This is a genomic window from Caballeronia mineralivorans PML1(12), assembly GCF_001028175.1.
Taxonomy (GTDB): domain Bacteria; phylum Pseudomonadota; class Gammaproteobacteria; order Burkholderiales; family Burkholderiaceae; genus Caballeronia; species Caballeronia mineralivorans.
On sequence record NZ_AEJF01000142.1, the window covers coordinates 28,630 to 50,777 of the forward strand.

Annotated in this window: 22 protein-coding genes and 1 pseudogene; 11 read left to right on the forward strand and 12 right to left on the reverse strand. The window is 59.1% G+C overall.

Translation table 11 applies throughout. From position 1 onward, the window contains the following. Positions 1 to 9: 9 nt before the first annotated feature. The gene (locus tag EOS_RS23190) at positions 10 to 951 is read right to left on the reverse strand and encodes an AraC family transcriptional regulator (protein WP_082163491.1); all 942 of its coding nucleotides are present in this window, start codon (positions 949 to 951) and stop codon (positions 10 to 12) included. A gap of 267 nt (positions 952 to 1,218) precedes the next feature. On the opposite strand from EOS_RS23190, the gene EOS_RS23195 reads away from it, so the two are divergent. The 3 genes from EOS_RS23195 (at position 1,219) to EOS_RS23205 (ending at position 4,248) form a co-directional block, all read left to right on the forward strand. Beyond that, positions 1,219 to 1,959: an SDR family oxidoreductase gene (locus EOS_RS23195; RefSeq protein ID WP_047849056.1), complete on the forward strand. Its 741-nt coding sequence runs from the start codon at positions 1,219 to 1,221 to the stop codon at positions 1,957 to 1,959. Positions 1,960 to 2,020: 61 nt separating this feature from the next. Continuing rightward, entirely contained in the window at positions 2,021 to 2,869 is an 849-nt protein-coding gene (locus EOS_RS23200; protein WP_047849057.1) for an SDR family oxidoreductase, read from the forward strand. A 365-nt stretch (positions 2,870 to 3,234) separates the two neighbouring features. After that, a complete protein-coding gene (locus tag EOS_RS23205; protein ID WP_047849058.1) occupies positions 3,235 to 4,248 on the forward strand; it encodes a hypothetical protein in 1,014 nt (337 codons plus the stop codon). A 31-nt stretch (positions 4,249 to 4,279) separates the two neighbouring features. Here EOS_RS23205 and EOS_RS48790 read toward each other — a convergent pair whose 3' ends face one another. After that, positions 4,280 to 4,729 carry a UPF0149 family protein gene (locus EOS_RS48790; protein WP_326972946.1) on the reverse strand — a complete coding sequence of 150 codons (450 nt, stop codon included), beginning with the start codon at positions 4,727 to 4,729 and terminating at the stop codon, positions 4,280 to 4,282. Then, on the reverse strand, positions 4,719 to 4,970 hold the full coding sequence (locus tag EOS_RS48795; protein ID WP_268760350.1) for a UPF0149 family protein: 252 nt from the start codon (positions 4,968 to 4,970) through the stop codon (positions 4,719 to 4,721). The genes EOS_RS48790 and EOS_RS48795 overlap by 11 nt, the downstream gene beginning before the upstream one ends. Before the next feature lie 489 nt (positions 4,971 to 5,459). Here EOS_RS48795 and EOS_RS23215 point away from each other — a divergent pair, with 489 nt between their 5' ends. After that, positions 5,460 to 6,560 carry a porin gene (locus EOS_RS23215; RefSeq protein WP_200908689.1) on the forward strand — a complete coding sequence of 367 codons (1,101 nt, stop codon included), beginning with the start codon at positions 5,460 to 5,462 and terminating at the stop codon, positions 6,558 to 6,560. A gap of 633 nt (positions 6,561 to 7,193) precedes the next feature. On the opposite strand, the gene EOS_RS48250 is transcribed toward EOS_RS23215, so the two are convergent. Together EOS_RS48250 and EOS_RS48255 are read right to left on the reverse strand one after the other, a co-directional pair. Further along, positions 7,194 to 7,697 (reverse strand): LysR substrate-binding domain-containing protein, encoded by a 504-nt coding sequence (locus EOS_RS48250; protein ID WP_268760351.1) that lies wholly within the window; start codon positions 7,695 to 7,697, stop codon positions 7,194 to 7,196. A gap of 9 nt (positions 7,698 to 7,706) precedes the next feature. Next, entirely contained in the window at positions 7,707 to 8,162 is a 456-nt protein-coding gene (locus EOS_RS48255) for a LysR family transcriptional regulator (protein ID WP_235442935.1), read from the reverse strand. An 88-nt stretch (positions 8,163 to 8,250) separates the two neighbouring features. Between EOS_RS48255 and EOS_RS23225 the strand changes: the two genes are divergently transcribed. Further along, positions 8,251 to 9,282, forward strand: coding sequence for an alcohol dehydrogenase catalytic domain-containing protein (locus EOS_RS23225; protein ID WP_082163492.1), 1,032 nt, complete (start codon positions 8,251 to 8,253; stop codon positions 9,280 to 9,282). Between the two features lie 408 nt (positions 9,283 to 9,690). Here EOS_RS23225 and EOS_RS23230 read toward each other — a convergent pair whose 3' ends face one another. The 4 genes from EOS_RS23230 to imuA form a co-directional block, all read right to left on the reverse strand. Next, complete coding sequence (locus EOS_RS23230; RefSeq protein ID WP_047849060.1) at positions 9,691 to 10,161, reverse strand: DUF2501 domain-containing protein; 471 nt, start codon at positions 10,159 to 10,161, stop codon at positions 9,691 to 9,693. Between the two features lie 124 nt (positions 10,162 to 10,285). Continuing rightward, positions 10,286 to 13,447 (reverse strand): error-prone DNA polymerase, encoded by a 3,162-nt coding sequence (locus tag EOS_RS23235; RefSeq protein WP_047849061.1) that lies wholly within the window; start codon positions 13,445 to 13,447, stop codon positions 10,286 to 10,288. A gap of 6 nt (positions 13,448 to 13,453) precedes the next feature. Beyond that, positions 13,454 to 14,947, reverse strand: coding sequence for a Y-family DNA polymerase (locus EOS_RS23240; RefSeq protein WP_075645390.1), 1,494 nt, complete (start codon positions 14,945 to 14,947; stop codon positions 13,454 to 13,456). After that, positions 14,877 to 15,584, reverse strand: a complete 708-nt coding sequence (gene imuA / locus EOS_RS23245) for a translesion DNA synthesis-associated protein ImuA (protein ID WP_047849062.1) — start codon at positions 15,582 to 15,584, stop codon at positions 14,877 to 14,879. Before imuA ends, EOS_RS23240 begins: the two co-directional genes overlap by 71 nt. Positions 15,585 to 15,724: 140 nt before the next feature. Between imuA and EOS_RS23250 the strand changes: the two genes are divergently transcribed. After that, positions 15,725 to 16,645 carry a DUF72 domain-containing protein gene (locus EOS_RS23250; RefSeq protein ID WP_047849063.1) on the forward strand — a complete coding sequence of 307 codons (921 nt, stop codon included), beginning with the start codon at positions 15,725 to 15,727 and terminating at the stop codon, positions 16,643 to 16,645. A gap of 207 nt (positions 16,646 to 16,852) precedes the next feature. Here EOS_RS23250 and EOS_RS23255 read toward each other — a convergent pair whose 3' ends face one another. Next, positions 16,853 to 17,599, reverse strand: a complete 747-nt coding sequence (locus tag EOS_RS23255; protein WP_047849064.1) for an SDR family oxidoreductase — start codon at positions 17,597 to 17,599, stop codon at positions 16,853 to 16,855. Positions 17,600 to 17,629: 30 nt separating this feature from the next. Then, entirely contained in the window at positions 17,630 to 18,187 is a 558-nt protein-coding gene (locus EOS_RS23260; RefSeq protein ID WP_152693165.1) for a nuclear transport factor 2 family protein, read from the reverse strand. A gap of 357 nt (positions 18,188 to 18,544) precedes the next feature. Here EOS_RS23260 and EOS_RS23265 point away from each other — a divergent pair, with 357 nt between their 5' ends. The 5 genes from EOS_RS23265 to EOS_RS23285 all read left to right on the forward strand — a co-directional run bounded on the left by EOS_RS23265 (position 18,545) and on the right by EOS_RS23285 (position 21,676). After that, a complete protein-coding gene (locus tag EOS_RS23265) occupies positions 18,545 to 18,991 on the forward strand; it encodes an Ohr family peroxiredoxin (protein ID WP_047849065.1) in 447 nt (148 codons plus the stop codon). A 51-nt stretch (positions 18,992 to 19,042) separates the two neighbouring features. Beyond that, positions 19,043 to 19,324 carry a hypothetical protein gene (locus tag EOS_RS23270; protein WP_047849066.1) on the forward strand — a complete coding sequence of 94 codons (282 nt, stop codon included), beginning with the start codon at positions 19,043 to 19,045 and terminating at the stop codon, positions 19,322 to 19,324. Positions 19,325 to 19,518: 194 nt separating this feature from the next. After that, complete coding sequence (locus tag EOS_RS23275; protein WP_047849067.1) at positions 19,519 to 19,980, forward strand: MarR family winged helix-turn-helix transcriptional regulator; 462 nt, start codon at positions 19,519 to 19,521, stop codon at positions 19,978 to 19,980. 235 nt (positions 19,981 to 20,215) lie between these two features. Continuing rightward, complete coding sequence (locus tag EOS_RS43645; protein WP_053064019.1) at positions 20,216 to 20,653, forward strand: SRPBCC family protein; 438 nt, start codon at positions 20,216 to 20,218, stop codon at positions 20,651 to 20,653. Between the two features lie 114 nt (positions 20,654 to 20,767). Then, entirely contained in the window at positions 20,768 to 21,676 is a 909-nt protein-coding gene (locus EOS_RS23285) for an ATP adenylyltransferase family protein (RefSeq protein WP_047849068.1), read from the forward strand. Positions 21,677 to 21,808: 132 nt separating this feature from the next. Here the strand turns inward: EOS_RS23285 and EOS_RS23290 are convergent. Then, positions 21,809 to 22,148 (reverse strand): annotated as a pseudogene (locus EOS_RS23290) (SAM-dependent methyltransferase); the annotation flags it as partial.

Consider the following 22,148-nt stretch of genomic DNA (forward strand, 5'->3'; position numbering starts at 1 on the left):
AGTCATCAGTCAGTGAGACGCCGCGAAATCGTTGATCTTTGCAGCGGGTGAGAGCGCGAACGACGCCCGCATATCTCGAGCCTCATCTGCGGGCGAGCGTCCGAAAAACCGCTTGAACTCGCGGCTGAACTGCGACGGACTTTCGTAACCGACGCGCGCCGATGCGGACGCGGCCGTCAAGCCGTCGCGAATCATCAGCAAGCGCGCCTGATGCAGACGCGTCGACTTGATGTATTGGATCGGAGAGGTCAGCGTGACGGTTCTGAAGTTGACATGAAACGCGGGAACGCTCATCCCCGCCTCTTCCGCGAGACGACTGACATCCAATGACTGCGCGTAGTCGGTGTGAATTCGCCGCAGCGCTTTCGCCACGCGGCCGAAGCGGCCCTGATGCGCGAGCGCGGCCCTCATCGCGCCACCTCGTTCCCCAATCAATACCCGGTAGCAGATTTCCCGCACGATTGCAGGCCCCAGTATTTCGGCGTCAAGGGGTGAACTCAGGGCTTGCAGCAGACGTAAGGTTGCTTCGGCGAGATCTCCCTCGAGCGGCGTCGACAGGATCCCTAGCGGTGCGCTCGGCTGATGGCATCCGGAGCGATCGATCGCCAGTATCAGGTCGGTCAACTCGATCAGATCGAGGTGCAACGATACGGCCAGCATCGGCTCGGACTCGCTCGCTTCGGTTTCAGTCGAGAACGGCAGCGGCACAGACAAGACCAGGTAGTGCTGCGCATCGTAGACATACACCTCTTCGCCCAGAAAGCCCAGCTTGCGCCCCTGGCACACGATCACGATGCTTGGCTCGTACAGCACGGGCGTGCGCCCCAGCGGCCGGTTCGAGCGCATGAACCGCACGCCCTCCAGCGCGGACTGGGTGTACCCCTCATTCGGCGCCAGACGCTGAAGCAGGCTCACCATCCTTGTGGAAACCGGGTTGTCGGCAACGGTCACGAGGGCTCCTCTTTCGCCAGATCGGATGGAGGAATTCTACTGGATGCGATCGACGGCCAGCATCCCACTTCAATAGGAATAGGCAATACCGCCATCGTCGCGTGTATTCGCGTGCAGGCAGCCGGCTCATAAGATGGGTCATCGGCTGCACGGTGCAACCGAAGCGCCCGAGAGGCCACGCAGCGATTGCCTTGCCCCTTCATGCGCAGGCTTCGTAGCCTCTCCCTCAGATCACCCTAAACAGATTATCGAAACGGAGAACGCAACATGACAACGCAAACCAATCAACCCAAAGTCATCCTCATCACCGGGGCAAGCAGCGGTATCGGCGAAGCGACGGTCCGGCTGCTCGCCGCGCAGGGGCACCAGCTCGTGATCGGTGCGCGGCGCACGGAACGACTCGCGGCGCTGGCTGAAGAAATCCAGGCAAGCGGCGGCTCGGTTCGTTACCGCGCACTCGATGTCACTTCCGCCACCGACGTCAACGCTTTCGCCCAGTTCGCACTGGACGCCTTTGGCCGCATCGACGTGATTGTCAACAACGCCGGCGTGATGCCTTTGTCGCCCTTGAGCGCGATAAAAGTGGACGAATGGAATCGCATGATCGACGTGAACATCCGAGGCGTGCTGCACGGCATTGCTGCAGTCCTGCCGACCATGGAGCGCCAGGGGTTCGGCCAGGTCATCAATATGTCCTCGATCGGCGGCCTGTCCGTCTCGCCGACGGCCGCCGTGTACTGCGCCACCAAGTTCGCCGTGCGCGCCATCTCGGACGGCCTGCGGCAGGAAAGCGACAAGATTCGTGTGACCGTGATTTGCCCGGGCGTCGTGGAGTCGGAGTTGGCCGAGTCGATCTCCGACGAAACCGCGCGGGCAGCCATGCGCGACTTCCGCCGCATCGCGCTTACGTCGGATGCCATTGCGCGCTCGGTTGCCTATGCGATCGAACAGCCGGCGGATGTCGATGTCAGCGAAATCGTCGTGCGCCCGACGGCGAGCCCCTTCTAATCACTCTCATCTAAGTCGTTCCCATTTAAATTTGCATTACTTATTTTCCAAGGAAATTATCATGAGCAAGTCTGAAAAAATATGGTTCGTTACGGGCGCGTCGAAAGGTGTCGGCCAACGACTCGTGCGGCAACTTCTCGCGCGTGGCGATCGTGTCGCAGCGACCTCGCGTACTGTGGTGTCGCTGACGGAAGCTATCGGCCCCGCCTCGGGGCAGTTTCTTCCTCTGCAAGTCGATCTGACCAACGACCAGAGCGTGCGGTCCGCCATTGCGCAAACGATCAAGACGTTCGGCAAGATCGATGTGATCGTCAATAACGCCGGCTACGCGCAACAGGGAACCATCGAGGCCCTCTCGGATGAGGAGCTTCGGGGGAACTTCGACGTCAACCTGTTCGCACCCCTGACCGTGTTGCGGCACGCGCTTCCGCATCTGCGCGATCAGCGCAGTGGGCATGTGATCAATATCGCCTCGATCGTCGGTTTCCAAGGCGGATACGCCGGCTGGGGCAGCTATGTGGCGAGCAAGTTCGCACTCGCCGGCCTGACGGAGTCGCTGGCCGCCGAGGTGGCCGAGTTCGGCATCACGGCAACGGTGGTGTATCCGGGCCCGGTACGCACGGAGTTTCTGTCGAGCGGCGCGCTAGCAGTGGCCAAACGGCAGATCGATGAATACACCGAAGCCAAGGCGTCGCTCGATCTTCACCTTGGCACACTGCACGGTCATCAGGCCGGCGATCCGGACAAGCTGGCCATGCTGATCATGCAGGCTGTAGACGTGGCGGCCCCACCCTTGCACCTGTTCGCCGGCAAGATTGCCAACGAGCTGGCAGCGCAAAAGGCCGCAGCGGTCCAACACGACATCGATGCGTGGAGAGGCTCATCCGAAGCGACGGACTTCGTCGAGTAACTTCAAAGGCAGGCAGCGTTCAGCGATGGGCGGGCCATTAAACCAAGCCCGCACGCATTGGAACTGAAAATGTCACCAGCAGCGGGGCGTGAACTGATCTGATCTGCACTCCGCTTGGGCGAGGAAGCTTCCTCGCCACAAATGTTAGCCCGCGATAGTTCGCCGCTCAACGGACTGACGCGAGCGATCATTAAATATAACTAACTAAATAACTTCGGATATTCGAGAGGTACTGCGGAGTGGCCGAGAAGGGTCGGCTACGGAAGTTCGACATCGGAAACTCGCGGAATTTCATCGTTCGGTCTCCGCCCGGTTGGTCTATGCTTATTAGACCCATCCACGCAATATGGCTAAGGGGACCTGTCATGAAACTCGCGCTATGCGTCGCGATCGTCAGTGCGATGTTCGGGGTCCCGCTGGCGCATGCCGCCTGCCCCAACAACGCCGTCTTCCTCGCTCTCGATGATCAGATTCGCGGTTACTCCTTGCGCGCCAACGGAGCGACCGAGCCCTGCCAGGTGCTGCAAGGGTCGCGCACCACCCTCGTAACCGGTCGGGCGATGGCTTTCAGCAAGAACGACTTCTTTCACGTCGCGCAGTTTCTCACCAACGGCACCGTCGACATCTTTCCGCCGAAGGCCGAGGGCAATGAGGCGCCCAGTCGCTCGTTCATGTTGCAGACGAATGATCTGGTAAGCATCGCCGTGGATTCTCACCTCAACGACTTCGTCATGATCGTTCGCCCCGCGAGTGCGGGGGTCCAGGTCGTCCCCGTCAATAGCTCCGGGGTCGTGCACAATCCGATTGCCATTACTGATCCGAATATCGTCCAGTATGTGAGCCTTGCCGTTGACGACGAGGACAATCTGCTGATTGCGGGTTATGACACGCGGGGGGAGGTGATAATCGACACGCTTGGCACGAGCCTGAGCATGACCTCCCCGCGGCTTCTGCGCAGCCTTACGGGTAGCAAAACCGGCCTGCTGCCGGCTACCGGAGGTTTCGCAAGGAACAACATCACGATCGATCTCGATCCTGATACGGACGAATTGGTCGTCTACAACGCGACTACAAACCAGACGCAGATCCAGGTGAGCGTTTTCGCCGCCAAGGCGAGCGGCGACGTGCCGCCGGTACGGACAATCAGCGGTCCAGCCACGGGAATCACTGGGCCAGGCTCGGAGGTGGGCAACAAGATCGGCATCTCCTCCGACGGGCGGCTCTTTGTTGCCGAGCCGAACAGGCGCATTCTCGTGTTCGCGCCGGGAGCTACCGGCAATGTGGCACCGTCTCAAGTCATCGAGGATTCCACCTCCGGTCCAGTCGGCCAGGGAGGGATCGCGGTTCGGTCCTTGAAGGAGAAGGAGAACTGCAAATAGTCGCACAGCGGTTTCAGAATCATCGTCCGCGCTAATGAAGAATGCTTCCCGCTCCGCAGCATTTCTTGAACTTCTTGCCGGAGCCGCATGGGCATGGATCGTTGCGGCCGACTTTCGGCGCGGCGCGCTGAACCGTTGTCGCGAGTTCGCGTTCGAACACCGCTGCCCGGAACGGGCTCCAATAACGGTAGATCGAGGCAATGCTGGCGGGAATCTGTTCCGAAAGCTGTTCCCGTCGATCGGGCCGGAGGACGAGCGAGCATTCTTCCTCGCTCACCTCCTTAGACCCGAGTAAGTGCAACGGCCGTAGCCATGCTTGTCCCTGCGTTTCATCGAACAGCGGTTTCCACGCAGACCGGTACAAATCAACACCCTGCATGAATCCAAGCGCCCAATTCTCAGCGTCGAGATACACGTGCGGGTCGTCTGGAAGCTCGTTCTCGTTGAAGATCGGCGCGATCGAGTCCGGATCATTCTCCAGGCATCGCGATGATGCTGTTGAAGTGCCGCACGATCAGATTCATAACGCGTTGAGCTTGTTCCATCGACTCGAATTCAGGCGCGTCGTCAGGCTCAGGCCCCCAGATACCCGGCAGCCATTCACTCGGCATCAATGTGATCGGACCGATCGCGATGGCGGTCAGATAGCCGTCCAGACTGTCGAGCATCAATGTTTCGTCCGATACCAAATCGGACATCAGGAACTGGTCGAGTTCTTCCACTTCGCGGTCGGACAGGAGATGTATTTTGGAGATTGGTCTCGAATGGGGTTTGGTTGCGGCAGCGCAGGCAGCAACATAGAGATACGGATGGGCGATGCAAGGCCGTATGCAATAAACGTTTCATTTTACCGCGACCCGAAACAGTGAGTTCGAGACCAACGTCGGCCGATGCGGTCGTTCATCGCCTACTTGGTATCTGCGCATTACCTACGTCCGGTCCGCCATGCCGAAAATTCCTATGGTTAACGATTATTCAAATAACGAAACGGCATCTAATTGCATTGCAGCAAACATCAATCGACTCAAGTTTTATGCGCTATCCCTTGAATCAAAAGTCAATCCAATGTTGTGAGCGGGAGACACACAATCAAAAACAGATCCCGATTTAATTTGACGGAAATATTATTACCCGCGGGCCAAAAGCCCTCGTATGAACCGCAGCCGTCAAATAGACCTGCGGTTTGCCTAATAACTAAACATGGGAGAACTTTGGTGAAGAAAACCACCAGCGCCATCGGCGGCGCACTGATCGCCATCGCGGCCCAGTCCGCTTTCGCGCAAAGTTCGGTCACGCTGTACGGCATCGTCGACACGAGTGTCCGCTATCTCACTAACGCCAATGCGAACAACGACAGCCAGGTATCGATGGGCGTCGGCCCGATCACTGGCAGCCGTTGGGGCTTGAAGGGAGCTGAGGATCTGGGCGGCGGCCTGTCTGCGGTGTTCCGGCTTGAGAACGGCTTCAACGTCTGGAACGGCCAGCTTGCGAGCTCGGGTACGCTCTTCAACCGGATGGCTTATGTTGGGCTGTCTAGCAACCGGTATGGCACCGTCACCTTGGGTCGCCAGAACACGCCGCTATTCGACCAGCTAGGTAACGTCTACGACCCGTTGACCGTGGGCAACTACGATCAGGACGGCTGGTTGCCCGGCGCACTCGGCTACGGTCTGCGCCAGAACAACTCCGTCAAGTACAACGGCCAGTTCGGCGGCCTGAACGTGGAAGCCATGTACGGCTTTGGTAACGTGGCTGGCAGCGTCGGCGCGAGCAACATGTACGGTTTGACGGCGTCCTACACGTACAACAGCTTGTCTCTCGATGCGGGCTTCCAACAGAACAGCGACGTGCACAACAACAAGTTCAATGTTGTCAACATAAGCGCTGTCTATGCATTCAACACGGTCAAGGCTTTTGCGGGCTGGCTGCATTCGCAGGACAATACCGGCATGGTCGACATTTTCATGTCGGCTGCAAACTCGCCGGCTGCCAACTTCGCGGCGCCCGTGACGAAGACTAACCGCATCGACGACGGCTTCTACGTTGGTACCACCTGGCAGGCCACGACGCCGCTGCTGCTGACCGCGGCGGGCTACTACGACCACTCGCGCAATGCGCTGAACGCCGACGGGACTACGCTTGGCCGCGGCGTCCGCTACTCGGGCGTGTTGCTTGCCGAATACTCGCTGTCCAAGCGGACAGAAGTGTATGGCACGGTCGATTTCATCCGTGGCACCGGCGCGGCGCAAGCAGACTTTCCGGGGCGTAATAACCAGACTGGTGTCGCGATCGGTCTTCGCAACATATTCTGATGTGGGATGCCCGGCTTGCCGCCGGGTGTGATGCTTTCGGATTAACGGCGCGCACTCAAGGTGCGTGCCGTTTTTTTTAAGGCATGCAGGGGCACGCATGCCACGAAGCTTCCCTTCAGTGACGAAGCTTTGCTGAACGAGGCCGTGTCTCGCGTTAATAGCGCGCTACCGAAACCGCTGGTAGAAGGTGCGGCGCATAAAAAGCCGAATGTGCGTTTGTCCGATTTGTCGGAGCGACAGTTCGACGACTTTCTTCGTGCGTTGGAATGGATGGAGACACGAATCGCCAGAGCATGACCATGCCGGACCGCGTGATCAGCTGCAAGGGCCGCGTTCGGTGAATCTTCACGAGCTAAGTCTCCGTTTTATGCATGACACAGAGGAGCAACGGTGTCCCTCTGAAAAGCGATGTAGGAAGCCGGTTCCTGTATCTTGCAATCTAGCGATTCAACCGATCGAAGTTCGGCAGGATCGGTCGTTGGCGAGCTCGTCCCAGTCTTCGCGAATGTCGACTTCAGGGGCCTTAGTTGAACTGGCGCTATCGGCCACAACCGGTCACTCGCGACGGTGCCTTGATTGACCGCTTCCGAAGGAAAATCCGTACAAGTGCCTATTGTCGTGAGCGCCCGCGGGTTAAACGCGCAATGTATCAATCAACGCGCGTAGACCGCTCGATACGTGACGGTGGCCAGGGTAATAAAGACACAGGCCGGGCAGGGCTGGGCACCAATCGGCCAATACGCGCTCAAGGTGGCCATCGCGCAATGCGTCGCGGACAAGATGATCCGGCACGAACGCAATTCCGATGCCGTCAATCGCGGCATCAACCATGAGTGGTTGATCAGTCAGGGTGAGCGGGCCGCTGACGTTGACGGTCTCGACGATGCCGCGACGCTCGAACTCCCAACGGTAGACTGCGCCGCTGTCAAAGCGAAAGCGTATGCAGTCGTGCCGATAAAGGTCCTGGGGCACCTCAGGGCGGCCGCGCGAGGAGAAATAGGCAGGCGAAGCAACAGCCGCAAACTGCACCACGTCAGACACCCGAATCGCAACCATATCCTGTGGCACCGCCTCGGCTAGCCGAATCCCCGCGTCGAACCCGCCGGCGACTATATCGCTGAGCTTTCCATCCGTCACAACGTCGAGTTAGACCTGCGGATGGTCACGCAGGAAGCGTGCAAGCACTGGTTTCAGGACCATGCGAATAGCGCCTTCGCTAGCGTTGATTCGTACATTGCCACAGGGCGTATCGTGCAGTCCGTCGACCACTTGCATCGCCTCCGCTACCGACGAGATCGCGGGACGAAGTTTATCGGCGAGTCGCTCTCCTGCGTCTGTCAGTGACACGCTGCGGGTAGTGCGGTTGAAGAGGCGAACACCAAGACGTTGTTCGAGGATCTTGATCGAATGGCTGACTGCCGAGGGGGTAACGTCGAGCTCAATCGATGCCGCGCGAAAACTGCGGTGCGTCGCCACGGTCAGGAACACATTTAGCGAAAAGAGGTCGCCGCTTTTTAATTGATGAGCACTTTTCATCTTGGCATAAAGATTGGCGAGATAGTAATGATAATGATTTTTTCCTAGACTGAGCAGGTTTCTCACAACGACGACCTAACGCGGCCGGAGTGATATTTGCCAACGCCAGAGGATTTGACCTTAACCGGTCCCTCTGTCGACCAAGGAGCAGACAATGAAGATGAAAGCAGTCGTAATGACCGGTGCCAATCGACCTTGGGAGGTCTGGGAACTCCCGATTCCAAAAGCTGAGCCAGGGCAGGTGCTGGTGAAAGTTCATGCGTCTGGAATGTGTTACACCGACGTATGGGCAACACGGGGCTTTGGTGGCAATATCTATCCCCAGACGCCCGGTCACGAAGTAGTCGGCGAGATTGTCGAAGTGGGTGCCGGCGTGCATACGAGCATAGTGGGCGACCGGGTCGGCACGACCTGGGTGCAGTCCGCGTGTGGCCGCTGTGCCTACTGTCGCGAGAACCGCCCCCTCTCCGGTCAGACTGCGACGAACTGTGACGAGCCTCGCACCACCGGGTTCGCTTCGCAGGGCGGACACGCGGAGTACATCGCCGTTGCGGCTGAGGGGACAGTGCTGTTGCCTGACGGACTGGCATACACGGATGCCGCGCCTATGATGTGCGCTGGCTATACCACCTGGAGTGGCCTTCGGGATGCGGCGCCACAACCGCACGAAAAAATCGCTGTTCTGGGTATCGGCGGATTGGGGCACGTCGCCCTGCAGCTGTCCAAGGCATGCGGTTTCGAGACGATTGCGATCACGCACTCCGCGGACAAGCGCGACCTGGCCATCCAACTAGGCGCTGATCAAGTCGTTAGCAACGGCACCGAACTTCGCGATCTTGGAGGCGCAGATATCCTGCTGGTCACCTCCAACGACTTCGGCATCGCGGAGGAGGCTATGGCGGGTCTGAGGGTCGACGCTCGCGTAGTCCTTTGTGGACTGGACTTCAGCAGGCCGTTCTCGATCTCATCGGAGGGGAGACCGTTTCACATGATGCGCCAACGGGTGATCGGCTCCACGCATGCTGGCTTACGCCACCTCAGCGAGGTGCTTGATCTCGCCGTGAAAGGAAAGGTTAAGCCAATAGTCGAGACATTTTCGCTAGATCGTGCCACCGAAGCCTATGACCGTCTTGCTTCTGGGAAGATGCGCTTCCGTGGAGTATTTACGCCTTCACATAGCAACTGAACGCAGGTACTGCCGAGCGGACGCCGCGCAGCGTATCGCTCGGCAAGAAGACTTCGAAAAGCGGACATCCAGAATGTTACGCAAATTGTCGCTTACGGGTCGGCAAGACTCATTCGAGTTTCTCGTCACCCGACATTCGCAGCGGTGCAGATTCGGGTCACGATCCATCGCCAGGCATGCTTCGTAGTCCGCCATGGAGCGTAGGCGGATCGGCAGGCGATCGGTCTCGAACTTAGGTAGTGGGTCGCTCATCGGAAGCAAAGAGGGCGATACGTCGCGATTGCCCCCGACAAGCCTGCTTCGATCCGCAACAGAACCATGAGCTTATCGGGGTTGTTGAAGAAACCTAGCTGGGCAACTTGCCATACCCCCTCAAGTTGCCCGTCAAAACATCAAACCATCAGCCCACTAACCCCCACCCATCAACGACTTCCCCTGCGAAAGAATCTTGTCGCAAACCTGCTTGGTGACTTGTTGCTTCAACCCGCCCCCACTCAAATCAAGCTGCTGCCCATTCCCACTTTTCAAAAGCCCATTTGCCCCATCGGTATACCCACTATCCGACGACGCAGCCGATGTTCCACCCAGCTTGCTCATCAACGAGTCCTTAACCGACGACGCCCCATTGCCACTGAGATAGTTGTTCTTGATACAGAACTGCAGCACGCCTGCGACATTGCTGGTACTACCCGATGTCATCGATTGCCCGGTCAACGCGCTGCCCATGCTACCCAGGCTACTGAGCCCGCCTGACGACGACCCGTCGGAGCTCCCACCGCCCTTGAGCAAATTACCAAGCTGCGCATGAGCGGCTGAAATGGGTAACAACATCGCAATCGCGATGCCTGCAACGGTGCTGCGATACATGCGGACTTTCATACTCGAACTCCTTCAGTGGCTAAAACCAGCCTCTAATATAGTGCCTTTCACGCGAGATGTTGTATGAGAACGTTACCACCTTGCGCAAAAACAAATTAGACGGAGTGCTGATGATCAAAAAAGTTCAATGAAAGTCCCGGCTCACACTCGTCAACCCACCCAGCAAATACGACATATCCACCAACCTCTGCGCGACGAGATGTCGAACCTCGCCCTCGCATTGCCATGTGCCATACACCGCCAGCAACGTCGAACCTAGCGCCTCTCGTCGCTGCTTCTCCAGCAGGCTTGGCCATACGATCACGTTAACGTTGCCGGTCTCATCCTCCAGCGTAACGAACATCACGCCCTTCGCAGTACCAGGCCGCTGGCGCACGGTCACGAGTCCACAACCGCGTGCGAGCCGGCCGTCCCTGTAACTCCGCAACGTAGCAGCCGACATCAACCGATGCTCAAGCAACGCCGGCCGCAGCAATTCGAGCGGATGACGTCCGAGCGATAAACCCGTAGCCTTATAGTCGCTGACAATATCGTCAGCCTCCGACGGCGCCCCAAGCAGCGGCGTAGCATCTTCCACGCGTGCATCGTTGAGCATGTCCTTGTCGGGCACTGCGGCCACGGACTGCCAGAGCGCTTCCCTCCGATTACCCGCAAGTGAAGTCAACGCGTTAGCCGCAGCCAGCGCCTGCAGATCATGCCGATCAAGTTGCGCCCGTTGCGCGAGATCGCCCACACTCTCGAACTGACGCACACAACGAGCAGTTCCAATACGCTCCGCCGCACCGTCCCGCATCCCGCGAAGCAACGATAACCCCAGCCGCACAGCAGGCCTGCTCTCATCGCCCCGACGCTCATCTGGATATTCAAGCACCGAATCCCAGCCGCTCACCGTTACATCGGCGGGAAGCACGACTACGCCATGGCGCTTCGCATCCTGTACGAGTTGCGAAGGGGAGTAGAAACCCATCGGTTGCGAGTTCAGCATAGCCGCAAGAAACGCCGCTGGTTCATGTCGCTTCAACCAACTGCTGACATACACGAGCAGCGCAAAACTGGCCGCATGACTTTCGGGAAAACCGTATTCACCGAAGCCTTTGATCTGCTCGAAAATAGCTTCCGCAAAGGCCTTTTCATAACCACGCTCGGTCATGCCGTTCACAATCCGGTCATAGTATTTCTCCAGGCCGCCTTTGCGTTTCCACGCGGCCATTGCTCTTCGCAACGCATCGGCTTCGCCTGCAGTGAAGCCCGCCGCGATCATCGCGATCTGCATGACCTGTTCCTGAAAGATCGGCACGCCCAAGGTTCTTTCTAATGCGATCTTCAAACCCTCGCTAGGATATTTAACCGGCTCCAAACCCTGACGCCGCCGCAAATACGGATGCACTGCACCGCCCTGAATCGGACCGGGCCGCACGATCGCGACCTCGATCACCAGATCGTAGAACGTACGCGGCCGAAGTCGCGGCAACATCGACATCTGCGCCCGCGACTCGATCTGAAACACGCCGATAGTGTCCGCCTGCGAGATCATCTCGTAGGTCGCTTCATCTTTGGACGGGATGTCCTGCATCGTGAAGCGCTTGCCGCGCTTCTCCGAAACCATATCGAGCGTGCGTCGAATCGCCGACAACATGCCGAGCGCGAGCACATCGACTTTTAGAAGCCCCAGCGCTTCCAGATCGTCCTTGTCCCACTGAATCACGCTGCGATCCGGCATCGCAGCATTTTCGATGGGAACCAGCCGCGTGAGTTTCTCCCGGCTGATCACAAAACCCCCCGAATGCTGCGACAGATGGCGCGGAAAATTCAGCAATTGCGCAGCCAGCGAAGCCCACGACTGAATCAACGGATTCTCCGGATCAAGCCCGGATTCGGCGAAGCGCTGCAGCAGGTCATGACCGTTATCGAACCACTGATGCGACTTCGCGACACGATCCACAATCTGCGCATCGACCCCCAGCGCCTTGCCCGTTTCACGCAACGCGCCACGTGGCCGATACGTCGACACCGCCGCCGCAATCGCCGTGTGATCACGCCCGTATTTACGATAGATGTATTGGATAACTTCCTCGCGCCGCTGATGCTCGAAGTCGACATCGATATCCGGCGGCTCGCCGCGCTCTTTACTGATGAACCGCTCGAACAGCATGTTGCCGCGCGCCGGGTCCACTTCGGTAACGCCGAGGCAATAACAGACGGCTGAGTTCGCCGCGGAACCACGCCCTTGGCAAAGGATGTTTTGGCTGCGGGCGAAACGAACGAGGTCATAGACAGTGAGAAAATACGCCTCGTATTTCATATGCTCGATCAACTCGAGTTCATGTTCTATCTGCGCCTGCACCTTGTGCGGAATGCCGAGCGGGAAACGTCGATGCGCGCCCACATAAGTTTCCTGCCGCAAATAAGCCGCGTGGGTATATCCGGCCGGCACGATTTCGTCCGGATAGTCGTAGCGCAAATCATCGAGTGAAAACGTGCAATGCTTGAGCACGTTGAGCGTTTCGCCGAGCGTGTATTCCGGGTAGAGATTCGCAAGCCGCAGCCGGGAACGCAGATGCTGTTCGGCGTTCGGCGCGAGATCGTAACCACATTCCGAAACCGGCTTGCCGATACGAATCGCCGTCATGGTGTCCTGCAGCGGCTTGCGCGAACGCACGTGCATCACCACGTGGCCGGTCGCGACCACAGGCACCTTATGAAACGCAGCGACGTGCTCGACGATCCCCCGGTGGATGTCGTCGAGTGCGCGCTGGTGCAGCGTCAAGCCAACCCACGCCCGTTGCGGAAACGTGGTGTCGAGCCATTCGATCTGGGCATCGAGCGCGGCCTGCTTCGCGGGGAAATCGGGCACCAGGATCGCGAGACAATTCGGCATGCCACGCAGATGAGCGAACTCTTTATCAGGTCTAGCCAGATCGTTCGGCGTGAGCAAATACGCGCCTTTTTTTGAACGCATGCGGGCAATAGTGATGAGCTCGGAGAGATTGCCATAACCCTCGCGGTTCGTCGCCAGCAAGATGAGTCCGAAGGCCGACGAAAGATCCGCATTGACTAGCTTGAAATACGAGCCAATGACCAGCGGAAAATTCAGCTTCTTCGCCTCCACATGCGCGCGTACGACACCCGCTAGCGAGCATTCATCGGTGATCGCCAGACCGGCATAATTGAGTTGCGCTGCCCGTGTGACTAGCTCTTCTCCACGCGATGCACCATGAAGAAACGTGAAGTTGGAAAACGCGAAGAGCTCCGCATACGCGGGCAGCATGGAGAAGATGGTATCCACGGTGCATCATCCAAACAGACCGTGGAGAAACCAGCGCGGATCTTCGGCCTCGGCGCTGCCGGGCCGCTCGCGATAGATCCAGTAGCAGCTTTGATCGCTGGCTTGCGCGACGAAATAATCGCGGCTTGTCAACCCGCCGTCGAACCATCCCGCTTCGATGCGCTCAGCCGGCGACACCAGTTTCAGCGACGACCCATAAAACGGCCGATGGCTTTTCATCATCAGTTGCAGCGGTGTTTCGAGCAGCCACGCCGGGCGCGGCAGATCGGACGGCACGGCTTCGGGCTTTTGAGGATGGGTGGTGTCGGTGACGGAGATCCAGCGGTTCGCCTGTTCCGGCCGGTAATCCGACGAGGGCGCCGCGCGCAGCACGTTCTCGGGACCCAGCCGCGCAACCAGCAATTCAAGCAAACGATTATGGTCTTCAGGCGAGTCGCCTGGTTCGGGAAAGAGCGTGTCGGTAGGTGGTTCGGCGGGCTGTATTTTTGCCGCGCTCAGGCGCATCGCGATCACCGCGGCGACGAGTTCCGTGCGGCCGAGCCGTTCCTTGAACAAGCGCAGCAAATGTTCTTCGTGCCAGGTTGGCTCGGCGAGTGCGATGGGGATAACGGTGGGGTCGATGGCATCGCGGCCGCGCTCATGTTCCAGCGTAAGCGTGGCGTGCGTGAGCGCCAGTTGTAGCGTGCTCAGCCAGCCGCACAGTTGCACGATCAGCCGGCGCGCGGAAAACAACATGGCTTCCGCATGCTCGATATGATCGGGCAACTCGATGCGCGCGCTGAAAGCCGGCGGCACGGCCAGCCATTCATACAGCTCGGGTGCAAGTCCATAAGCGCGATCCAGCGAATCGAGTAGCTCGACGCCCCAGCGCTTTTTCAGACCCGCACGCGGCAGGCGGCGGATGTCGTTCAGCGTCTTGCAGCCAAGCCCGGTGAACCAGTCGGTGAAGGCGCGCACTTCCGGCGCGGCCTGGAACGGCAGCGTTCCGAGCTTGCGTTCGAGCGATGTCATCTTCAGCACACGCCGCTTGCCGCGGTGAGCGCTGTGGGCGCTTTTAGCCAGCAGCCACGCTCCCTGGCCAGTCGGCGCGGTGCTCAAACGCGCCGTCACGCCGATGGCATCGACAATGTTCCGCATCTGATGGCACAGCCGCACGATTCCGCCGAAGAGCCGTAAGCTCGCCGTGACATCGATAACGATGGTTTCCTCATCGCAGAGAGCGACCATGGGTGAGAATTTCATCAGCGAAAAAGCCACCTCGCGCATCAAGTCGTTTTCTTTACTCAGCTCGCGCTCGAACATCAGGGTGTCGGGTGACAGCGTGAGGACGCCGCCGCGTTTCATGCCCACGCACACGCCGGCCTCGCGAGCGCCCAAGTCTCCTATAAAGACCGTGTCGCGATCGAGGACAACGCAGCCGTGTTCATGTCTACGCGACCAGCGTGGACGGAACACTTCCAGCGACAACCGGGGTAGGTGTATGCCGACGTACACGGGCATGGGGACTCATCAGGACGGGAGAGGGTTGCAGGGTGACGGACAGTCTCTCGGCGCGAATAGGGCCTTTGCGCTTGATCACGTCGATAGCGATGCCGTCGCCGGCCGGGCGCACGCACAGCCTCAACGTGGCCGGCGACGAATCCGCCGCGCTCGCGAGCGGGCGCACCATCAGGAACAGCGTTTCGGAGGATTGCGCGGCCATATGCAGACGCCGCAGCGATTCTGTGCGCGCGTATTGCTGCCAGAAGACGAGTGCGCCGCAACTGCCGGTCTTGAGAATTTGCTCGGCCGACCACAGCGCGTCGGCCAGTTTCGATGCGCGCACCTGGAGCAGTTTGTCGAGCGGTACGCCCAGATACGCGAAAGCGAGAGAATTTGGAATATGAGGCGGTTGCACAAGAGCGATAGGGCGCTTGCTCACGGCGGCGAGCGCCGGGCGTAACAGTCTGACTTCGCCCACGCCCGGCTGTTGTACCAACAGCTCGATCAGCGTTCCCAGCGGCCAGCCGCCACCCGGTAGTTCGGCCGACAGCACGGCGTAGCCCGTGTCGACAGTCTGCCCCTGCGAGCGCGCGAGCTGCGACCCGCGCCACAAGGCGGGGTGAATCTCTTCGACGTGTTTCGGCAGGGCTGACATGGTAAATTTACCTGTATGAATGTACAGTACTTTACCTTGAAATTGACCGAGCCTGAACTGCCCCTTTTTAAACACGGGGAGGAATGCGGGGAGAAATTTATGACGAGTGAATGTAGCGAGAATGGTAGGGAGAATGCGCGGTGACCATCCTGGTCGGCACGGCTTCGTGGACGGATCCCACGCTCATCAAGTGCAAACGCTTTTATCCGCCAGGCTGTTCGAGCGCCGAGGCCCGATTGCGCCATTACGCGTCCGTGTTCCCGCTGGTGGAGGTCGATTCCAGTTACTACGCCATGCCGAATCCTGCGAATTCGGTGTTGTGGGCTGAGCGGGCGCCGCCGGGGTTCGTATTCAATATCAAGGCGTTTCGTTTGTTCACCGGGCATCAGACCGCGCGCGACATGTTTCCGCCAGACATACAGCCGTACTTGCCGCAGAACGGCAAGACAAGCCTGTATTACAAGGATTTGCCGGGCGAGTTGCAGCAGGAATTGTGGTGCCGGTATCTGGAAGCCATCGAGCCGCTTCGTGCCGCCGGCAAACTCGGCGCGGTGCATTTCCAGTTTGCACCGTGGGTGATCTGCAATCCTCATGGCATCCGGCATGTCGAGCACTGCGCAGACGTGATGGGTGCAATGGACGCCTATACGATGGCGGTCGAGTTTCGCAACCAGACCTGGTTCGATGAAAAGCGCCGGGATTCCACCCTGGCTCTCGAGCGTGAGCGCGGGCTGGTGAACGTGGTGGTGGATGAGCCGCAAGGGTCGAGTAACAGCATCCCTGCCATCTGGGAAACAACGCATCCGCGGCTGGCGTTGATCCGTCTGCATGGACGTAATCAGGAGACCTGGAATATCAAAGGCGGAGTGGCGTCGTCGTCGAGATTCAAGTACGAGTACAACGAGGACGAACTTGGCTCGATCGCTAGTCAGATCATCGAGATTTCAAAGGCCGTCGAACTGACGCATGTGGTTCTCAATACCAATTACGAGGACCAGGGGCAGAGGAACGCGCTGAAGTTAATGAGGGTTCTCGGTGTTACGCATTTTGTTGACGCATGATGAGAGAGATACTACGGCTCCTCGTCTTTATCTGGCCGCAGGCAAAACTGTGCGGAACTTTTGCCTGCAGTTGCGAAAAACAGGGAGGCGCTGATGGAGGATTTTGTGCGCTTCGTGATCGCGGGTCTCGATGTCAGACAAGCAGCCGAACAACTGACGCGGCCCGGTATCCGGATTGCCTGACTTTCTCGCCAGGCAATCCCATGCTCAACCGGCAGCAAGCATGTCGTTGAACTGGTTGACCCACGCGTGCTCGCCAGGTCCCGGATTGGCGCGCATGTCCACAGCCTGACCCACCAGTATCTCGTTGGCCTCGGTGCCCAGTTGTTCGATCGCGCCCGCGATGAACGCTTCAAGCGGCATCGCGCGCTCTTCCTCGCTGCTGTTCATCAACTCGGTACGGACCCATGGCGGTGCTATCTCAATGAGTGAGACCTTGCTGTCCCGAAGCAGATAGCGTTGTGAGAGCGTGTATGAATGCAATGCCGCCTTGGTCGCGCTGTACACAGCCGCGATCGCCATTGGTACAAAGCCAAGTACCGACGTGACATTTGCCACGACGGCGCCGTCTCGAGTCTTCAGGTGCTCGATCAGCGCCGATGTCATGCGGATTGGCCCAAGCAGATTCGTCTCGACGGTCGTGCTCAGCAGTTCGTCGTCGACCGGGCCTTCAGCGCCATCGGGAAGCATGATGCCGGCGTTGTTGATCAGCACGTTCAACCCGGGATGGTCGGCAATCAGCTTGGCGGCGACTGCCTTGATATCCGCCGGATCGGTGATGTCGAGCGCAACTGCTCGCATGCCGGGATTCGCATCGATGGTCGCTTGCAGACGCTCCGCGCGTCGGCCCGAAATGATCACCTGATTGCCGAGCTTGTGGAACGCTTCAGCGAGACCACGGCCGATGCCCGAGCCGCCTCCGGTGATAAAGACAGTGTTACCTGTGAGTTTCATGATTGGCTCCAATGGAAGTGATGGGTAGAGTTAGCGCGGAAAACTGTTCCCGAACATGGGCAGGCCGCTTTTCGAATCGGCCTCGGTTGCCTCGTCCTGCAACACGTCCCAATGCTCGGCGAGTACGCCGTCCGAAATGCGCAGGATGTCGGCAGCGATCCATGCGACGGTACGCCCATTGCCTGAAAAGCGCCCGTGAGCGATGACGTAATCGCCGTCCGCCACGATCACGCCGGGTTCGTATCGCAATGTCGGAGGCAGGCTCTTGATCAGGTTGAACAGACCGTCGCGCCCCGGTGCGATATGCGCGCTGTGCTGGATATAGTCGGGCGACCAGAAACGCGCGGCGGCGGCATAGTCGCGTTGGTTGAAGAGCGTGTCGAACGCTTCGACCACAAGGGCCTTGTTGGTTGCTTCGGCCGTGTTGGTCATGATAGTTCTCCTGAGATGTGAGTGCACGCCGGTCGGGACAAGCTCGGGATTCGCCGCGCGCATGCGCGTCAGCGGCGCCATGACGACGCGATTGGGAAAATCGAGGTCCTCCAGCCGAATCGGCTTGAGCAGGGGTTGGCTGCCTTCGATGCTCATGAAAATTTCCTATGAAGTTTGAAGGATTCACCCAAACACAATAGTGATTGACATCGAGTTTGGTGGATCGACTCTGAAAAGTCAATGTCGATCACCATTGTATTTTTCGAAGACGGCTATAACCGGGCTGACAACGGCGTGGAGCATTGAACGATGGGTGTCTCAAAACGCTGGGTTGTGCGCGTCGATTCGTGATCGGTCATCGCTGGGTCATCGTTCGTCCCTGTTAAAAATCGTATGCGATTAAATCTTATGAGATTGACATCGCTTGTCTCTTCCTTCATTATACATCGCATGCGATTGAAGTGCATGCGAGTAAAAATCATACAACACCCCTTATTCATCAAGGAATCCATCATGACCAAGATCGAAAAAGTCATTTTTTCGGGCAAGACCCACACCACGGTCAACCGCGACCCCAGCGCCCAGCGTGGCGACCACGGCGTCGTCGACATCAAGCTGTCGGCGCCCGGCGGTGAAAACCACGAGTTCATTGCCGCCGAGCCGCACCCGACGGCCGAGCAGTTGTTTGCGGGCGCCTGGTCGGCCTGTTACATCAGCGCGCTCGGGATCGCGGCCTCGCTGAAGAAGGTCACGCTGCCGCCCGACTCTTCCGTGGATATCCAGGTAGACGTGGGCCAGACCGGTCCCGGCTGGTTCCTCGGCGCGCAGTTCACCGTCCGCGTGCCGGGCCTGGCACAGGACGTCGCCGAGGCGATCGTGCACGCGGCCCATCAAATCTGCCCGTACTCGAAAGCTGTGCACGGAAACATCGACATCGCCCTGAACGTCATCACGGCATGATCCGGCAAGGCACTCGCCTCTCACTGAACATTTTTTTAGAGAAATTCCATCATGAAGACCAAACTCATCGTTGCATTGCTCGTCGCATTTTCGGCTTCCGCCGCCGCGCCCGCGTTCGCCAGCGGCTATGGCCCGGCTCCCTTTTACAAGCCCTCGGTTGGGGCACCGGTGTCGCAACGCGGTCAGAGCGTGCAATCCCTCGCCGCCGAGCGCGACGACGCTACTGGCTCGCAAGCGGCGTATGGCGGTGTAGTCGCCGGGCACTCCCAGGCGGGGAGCCGTGCCGTCGTGACGCTGCGCGACAATCGCGACAACGTCTACGCACATCGCTAGATCGCGCATCTTCCCGTCGCTGGGCCGTCGCGCATCATCGGTCCTGATGCGCGTCGGTCACAGCATCGGGTTGAAATTAATCAGGGCTTGCTCTCAACGCGGCGGCAGCCCAAGTTTCACTCCATTGCGATACAATCGCATGCGATATATAACTTTCCTTGCGTAACATCAGTCTTTAGCTAAAGAGGATGCAGATGAGATCCACGGACCAACCGGCGCCCGCGAACGTGATGCTCTCCGACTTCCTGTGCTTTGCGGTCTATTCCGCGAACCTGGCGTTCGGCAAGGCATACAAGCCGATCCTCGATGAGCTTGGGCTCACCTATACGCAATACGTCACGATCATTGCGCTGTGGGAGGAGGACAACCAGACCGTCAGCGGTCTGGGCGAGAAGCTGTTTCTCGAATCCAACACGCTCACGCCGATGCTGAAGAAGCTCGAGGCGATGGGTTATCTGGAAAGGCAGCGCGATCCCGAAGACGAGCGTCAGGTGCTGGTCAGCCTCACGAAAAGCGGCCGACGGCTGCGCGAAAAAGGCCTGAAGATGGACCTCGTCGAGGCGACTGGCCTGGCGCCTGACGAGTTCGCGAGAGTGCAGAAGGCGATCGTGACGCTGCGCAACAATCTCATCAAGTCAGTCCAAACCGGGGAATGAGCGCTGAGCGGCCGGATTGACGCAATCCTTTCTCGTGAGCATGGAGGGAACCGGCCATTGATCGGCTTCAGCTACGGCCGCTTTTGAACGCGGTGGAAACGTTCACAGAAACTGGCCGAAGGGCAGAAGCGGGTTGACTTCGGCTGAGTGTATAAAGAAAGCTCCACGCCGCGGAAATGGCAGCCCTCGTTTGCAGGGGCGACGCCAGAGAGCCAAGCGGCAATCGGAGGTAGCGATGACCGATCTTTATCATCAGATCACGATCGAGGTGCCGGCGGAACATGTCTTCGCCGCGCTCACCACGCAGGAAGGCCTGAGGGCGTGGTGGACCGAAGACAGTGTCGTCGAAGTGTGTCCCGGCGGCATGGCCGAATTTGGTTTCATGGAACGCAGCGTCGTCTTTCGCATGCGCATCGACGAGCTGAATCCGCCGCACCGGCTAGCGTGGTCCTGCATCGGCGGGCCGCCCGACTGGGTTGGCACCGCGATCAGTTTCGAGCTGGCTGCGCTTGACGCCCGCAAGACGAAAGTCTTTTTCCTGCACGCAGACGCACACTCAGCGGCGAAGGCGATAGCGGAGCGCAACACGACCTGGGGATGCCTGATGCGCCAACTCAAACACCATCTTGAAGGCACACCATTCAACCCGGTGTTCAGGGTGTCGGCGCAATAACGTTGTGCGCTGCAACGAAGCCGCAACGCACAACATCACTTTTTGCAAGAGGAGCCATGATGGAACGCTCAATGCATGGCCTCCGCTTCATCGACTGGCGACCGGCGCTGGCTTATGAGTTCACCTGACATTAGCGGCGCCTTGTGGCCCGCGGTACTCCGCCAAACGGCGCATGCGCTGGATTGTGGCGCACTGTTTCCTATCGAGACAATCCGCACGACGATCGAAGACAGTGGCGTGCGCTTCCTTATCCGCCAGGTATCGAGTCTTGCCCGCAAGGACGAGGACCAACAACTGCGCAAGGCCAAGGCGGCGAACGGTCGCCGGGCTGACCCTTTCCTTCCTTACGACCCCGACCTTTTTGTCGCCGATATCTCCGAGACCCACATCGCCCTGCTCAACAAGTTCAACGTCATCGACCATCATCTCCTGATCGTCACGCGTCGCTTTGAACTGCAGGAGGCATTGCTCAATCTGGCGGATTTTGTCGCGCTGTTCAGCTGCATGATGCAGTTCGATGGCCTCGGTTTCTACAATGGCGGCCCCGCCGCCGGCGCGAGTCAACGCCATAAGCATCTGCAGATCGTGCCCTTGCCGCTCGACGAATCAGGCCCGCCGTTACCGATCGAGCCGCTCCTTGCGGCTGCACGCATGGACGGGCTCGCCGGTACGGTTCCCGGGCTGCCTTTTCCGCACGCGTTCGTCCGATTGGATCCGCTGGTCGCAACGCGTCCGCTGGAGATGGCACGCAGCGCATTCGACCGCTACTGCGCCTTACTCGATGCAGTCGGTTTGCGCGCGATTGATTCCAATGGCGAACCGCAGCAGTCGGCGCCGTATAACCTGCTGGTCACCATCGGATGGATGCTGCTCGTGCCGAGGTCCATGGAGCATGTCGAGGGAGTCTCGATCAACGCATTGGGGTTCGCGGGATCCCTCTTCGTCCGGGACGACGCGCAGATGGGAACGATCAGGAAACTCGGCCCGATGACGGTGTTGCAACGAGTCACGACGTCGATGTAGGTCCGTTCTTCGGGCCCGGCTCAATAGACCAGCCCACCCGCGACATCGATCGTGCTTCCGGTAACCCAACCGGCATCGCGCGTACGGGAAAGAAGAGGTCCTGCGTTTCATCAGATAGTCCACTGCCTCCTTCTACGCGGCTGACGTAGACGGCGCCCGGGCGCTGACCATCCAGCAGGCAGCGGTGTAGCGAACTTCGGTTCCGTGCACATAGGGATCAAAGGCGCTGCGGACAGTTTCGATGACTTGCGTGCGCGTCCGCTCGTCCGCCTCTTGAAGGATCAGACCGACGGGGCCGAGTTGGGTGAAGTAGCCGACCAACTCCTTCTCGGGCAGGCTGCAGTTCACATCGAGCGGCCGGATGTCGATCTCGGCCCAGCCGCTCTGTTCCAGGATGGAAGACACCCGCTGCCGGTCAGCGAAGGAGAACTGCCCCGGCGCGCCCGGCCGGCGGCTGGGCAGATTTGGCAGC